Below are 4,032 nucleotides of genomic sequence, written 5' to 3' on the forward strand. Positions count from 1 at the left end.
TGACCGGCAAGAAATGCATCATCGTCGACGACATCTGCGACACCGCCGGCACGCTCTGCAAGGCCGCCGAGGTGCTGATGGAGCACGGCGCCACCGAGGTCCACGCCTACATCACCCACGGCGTGCTCTCGGGCCCCGCGGTCGAGCGCGTGAAAAATTCGGTGATGAAGTCGCTGGTGATCACCGACAGCATCGCCGCCACCGAGGACGTCGCCGCCGCCCCCAACATCCGCATCGTGCCGACCGCGCCGATGTTCGCGCAGGCAATTCTCAACATTTGGAACGGCACCTCGGTGTCCTCTCTGTTCGAGACCGACACCCTCGGCCCGATCTACGAAGGCATCCTCTGAGCCTCCGTCCGAAGGGGGCGCGACGCCGTCCCCTTCATCTTGCCGGATAAACTCCGGGGGTGAATTGGCCGCAGGCCAAGAGGGGGCAGCGCCCCCTCCCCAACCGATATTTGAAGTTTTTCATCTAATTTTGAAGTTTTTCATCTAATAAAGACGCCGAGGACAGGATGTCCTCGGCGTCGCTACATTTCATTGGCTTAGCAAATGAGGCTGCTTACCAGCGTGTGCGTCTTGCCGGTTTTCGCTCCCCCCAGCAGCGCCGCGAAATCCGTTTCCAGCTTGATCGACACTCCGTGCTCCGCTTCCGGGTCCGGCACCAGGACGATACGGGTGATCAGGCTGCGCAGGTAGGTATGGGCCTGATGGACGAGGTCCGGATCGCCGAGCAGCGTTTCCATGGCATCGACGGCCCGAGCAAAGAGCGTGGCCGTGTCCGGCAGATCGCGCGCGGTCATCTGGCCACGGGAACCGACCTCTTCGAGACGGGCCCGCAGGGCGCTGAGTTCGGCGTCGATCGCTTCGGAACGGGCTCGGAACGCGGCGTAGGGAGCGCCTTCTTCGATCGCACGGAAGATGCTCTCCTGTTTGGCCTCTTCCTTGCGGATCTGGGCTTCGACACGCGCGATCTCCGTCGCGGGATCGAAACTGGCCAGCTTCTGCCTTTCTTCGCGCAAGGCATCCTCGAAAGCAGCAAACAGCTCGGGTGAGCGGAAAGCATCACGCAGCCGACCGAAGACCCGCCGCTCGAGGCGCCTCTGCGAGATGCTCTTGCGGTTCTTGCAGACCTTCTTGCGGCCTTCGTTGCAGGCGAAGCTCGTGGTGCTCATCTTGACATAATGAGCGCCGCAGCAGCCGCAGACCAGAAGACCGGAAAACAGATGCTTCCGACGCCGAGACCTGACGGGATTTTCCGACTTTCCCACCTGATCGGCCTTTTGTTTGGCCTGGACCGCCGCCCAGAGCTTGTCGGGAACGATTTGCAGTTCGGGAAAGTTCGCCGAAACCGTCTCGTTCGGAGACAGATCGCCCCTGCGCGCACCCGTTTCCGGGTGATAGCTCTGCGTGGTTCGGCAGACCTGCGCTTCGCCGATGTAGAGCCGGTTGTGCAGGATGCCTTCGCCGCGCTTCCGGTTGCCGCGGATCGTTGACGCGTCCCAGGTGCCGCCGCGTGGGGCCTTTATGCCATCAGCATTCAGGCCACGGGCGATCTGGAGCGCTGATTTGCCTTCAGCCGCTTCCTCGTAAATCCGCAGAACGATGAGCGCCTGCTCGGCGTCCACTTCACGGCTGAGCCCTTCGGTCTTCTCGGAAAGCACGCGATAGCCGTAGGCTGAGGTGTGCAGGCGACCCCGGCCCAATGCGCCCTGCATGCCACGGCGGGTATGAAACCCGATGCTCTCGGAGAAAGCCTGAGCGCCGTATCCGCGCAGCAGAACGGTCAGGAAGTCCTGTTGACCCTCCTTGATCGAGAAAAGATCGACTCCGGAGAACTGAAGCAGCTCCCAGCTATGGAGAGCGTCGGCCGTCCGGCGGGATAGGCGATCGAGCATTTCGACCACGACCAGATCTATCCGACGCTCCTCGACGGCTTTTTTCAGCTTTTGAAAGCCGGGACGACGCAAGTGGCGCCCCGTGACTTCCTCATCCGAGAAGACCTCTACGACCTCGTATCCCTGTTCATCACAGTATTTCTGCGCCATGGCCACCTGGTCGGTGATGGAGGTCGCCTTCTGGAGGTCGGCACTGTAGCGGGCGTATATCGCGACCCGCTTCTTCACCGCCGAACCTTCTCGGCGGGTGCGCAATCAGCGTTCGCGGCGGTCGCCGCTTCGGCAATCTGACGGGCGGTCGCCTTGGCCAGAATGCCGATCAATCCGATCATCGCGGGAGGGCAGACAATCGTGGTGGTGTGCACGGTAACTTCGTATCGGCTGTCGTTCTTGGTGGGCATCGGGATGTCCTTTCCATTCCACCGGTGCGGGTGGGCGCTGGCCGATGTCATTCGACCGCGAAGGAGATGTTGTTTTTGCAGGGAGACAAAAAATAAATTTCACGGCGGCTAGAAGTCCACTTCAACCTACTGATTTCAGGCCTCTTTTGATCGTCCCTCAGGGACTCTGGGGCACCTCAGAAAGGGCTCTTCGCAATCTGAGGAGCATCCGCAGTTCCTCGTGCGCCGTTTCCGGTCGCTGCGGTTCGAGCAGGTAGATGTCGCGCCCGTGTTCGAGACGCACCTCGCAGCCAAGATGGAGCAAGATGCGCTCGGCTTCGGCGCGGAGTGCGCGCCGTCGATCGCGATCTCGAGGCCCACCGTGCACCTCCACGAAGGCGAGGCTGTCGATAGGCCAGTAATGCGACTGCCCCATCAACCGCAGGTCCGGCAGATCCGGGTTGGCGGCTCGAAGTGCCATCTCGGTCAGTCCCAGGTGCTTCGCCCTATCGTCACTCAGCGTCATCGCTTGCTCCTCCTGAATATTGAGATCGGCATGACGCCTCGCGGACCCGCCTCTGCCGTGTGGTTTGTCGGACGCGCCAGCTTTTGCAGCAGAAAGGGTGTTTCCGTGCTGGCGCGCCCTGTCGGCGGGGGATCCAGTCCAGCCGATCTCTGGATCAGCCGTGCTGACCGCGATGCCGGGAAATCTCCTGTTCGGCAGCGAGGAGGTCGGTGACCCGGTGCGACGCCTCGAGCGCATCCCGCAGGTTACGCATCGCGCTGTCGATCAGAGCGGGTGCCTCGTCCGGGTCGAGCTTGACAAGTTCACGAAGCGCCGATTGCGCGGCATGGCGGAAATCTTCGGTCAGGAAGCGGCGCTTCTCTGCGTGCTTGCCGAGGTCTCTGACCCAGCCTTGGACAGGTTTGAACGCGTCGTAGGGCAGCTGAGCGATCGCTTCTTCTGCACGGCGCACGTGGCGGGCGGCGTCGGCGAGAATGTCTTCCATCCGCTCGTAGTCGCCGTGCAGTTTCTGGTCGAGAAACATCACCATGCGATGCGTGTTTTCGGTCGGGTATGTCGTGGGGGTCGGGAACATCTTCATCTCCATCTCTGCGAACCGGTGTGGGACCGGCCCTCATGCCGAGGGGCCGGTCACGCAGCCGGTCGTCACGCGGCCTTCGGGCGTCCGGGGGTGGCTTTGCGGCGAGCGCGATGCTCCACCGTGACCGCGCGCGGCGTGTTCTCCCGCCGGCGTTCCGCCGCGATGTTGTGCTCAGCGTGGAGCCGCCCGCGCACCCAATGCATCCGGTTAAGGCTCTTGCCGGTGAGCTGCCCCACCAGGGGCGTGCCGAGGTCGCCGGTCATGAGGCCGGTATGGTTCGGACTGACGGACAGCAGCCGCGCACCGATGAAACGGGTCGGCCGCGTCATGCCTGCGGCCTTCAGTTCAGCGCCTTTCACAGCGATGTCGTAACCGGTGTTGGTGGCCGCGATCCGTGAGGTGCCGTAGGCGAGCACGAGGCGCCGGGTCTCGCCCTCGCCATCGACCTCCATCACGAGGCACGGACGCGTGACGGGCATTCCGTCGGCAGCCTTCGCGTTGCGCACGGGGAACCTGAACAGCACGATATCGCCGCGCTGAATGTCATCGGCCCAGTGGGCCGTCTCTTGGGTCGTCTGATCGAACATCGATCTCTCCTTTGGTTGGATGATCGACGCGTCCCGACCTCACCCTTTCTCCGAAGGCG

The 4,032-nt window shown here is 62.8% G+C and carries 6 protein-coding genes; 1 reads left to right on the forward strand and 5 read right to left on the reverse strand.

Annotated elements, in window-relative coordinates; genetic code table 11:
* Positions 1-350, forward strand: a 350-nt coding sequence (locus tag HC022_RS20575) for a phosphoribosyltransferase family protein (RefSeq protein ID WP_303049086.1), incomplete at its 5' end; no start/stop codon positions are given.
* A gap of 197 nt (positions 351-547) precedes the next feature.
* Here HC022_RS20575 and HC022_RS20580 read toward each other — a convergent pair.
* From HC022_RS20580 to HC022_RS20600, 5 genes are all read right to left on the reverse strand, one after another.
* Entirely contained in the window at positions 548-2,128 is a 1,581-nt protein-coding gene (locus HC022_RS20580) for a recombinase family protein (RefSeq protein ID WP_167453660.1), read from the reverse strand.
* Positions 2,125-2,301 (reverse strand): hypothetical protein, encoded by a 177-nt coding sequence (locus HC022_RS20585; protein WP_167453661.1) that lies wholly within the window; start codon positions 2,299-2,301, stop codon positions 2,125-2,127. The genes HC022_RS20580 and HC022_RS20585 overlap by 4 nt, the downstream gene beginning before the upstream one ends.
* Before the next feature lie 157 nt (positions 2,302-2,458).
* A complete protein-coding gene (locus tag HC022_RS20590; protein WP_167453662.1) occupies positions 2,459-2,806 on the reverse strand; it encodes a hypothetical protein in 348 nt (115 codons plus the stop codon).
* Between the two features lie 154 nt (positions 2,807-2,960).
* Complete coding sequence (locus HC022_RS20595; RefSeq protein WP_167453663.1) at positions 2,961-3,380, reverse strand: hypothetical protein; 420 nt, start codon at positions 3,378-3,380, stop codon at positions 2,961-2,963.
* Between the two features lie 71 nt (positions 3,381-3,451).
* Entirely contained in the window at positions 3,452-3,973 is a 522-nt protein-coding gene (locus tag HC022_RS20600; protein ID WP_167453664.1) for a hypothetical protein, read from the reverse strand.
* Positions 3,974-4,032: the final 59 nt, after the last annotated feature.

The sequence above is a fragment of the Salipiger sp. HF18 genome (assembly GCF_011806505.1).
Lineage (GTDB): Bacteria > Pseudomonadota > Alphaproteobacteria > Rhodobacterales > Rhodobacteraceae > Salipiger > Salipiger thiooxidans.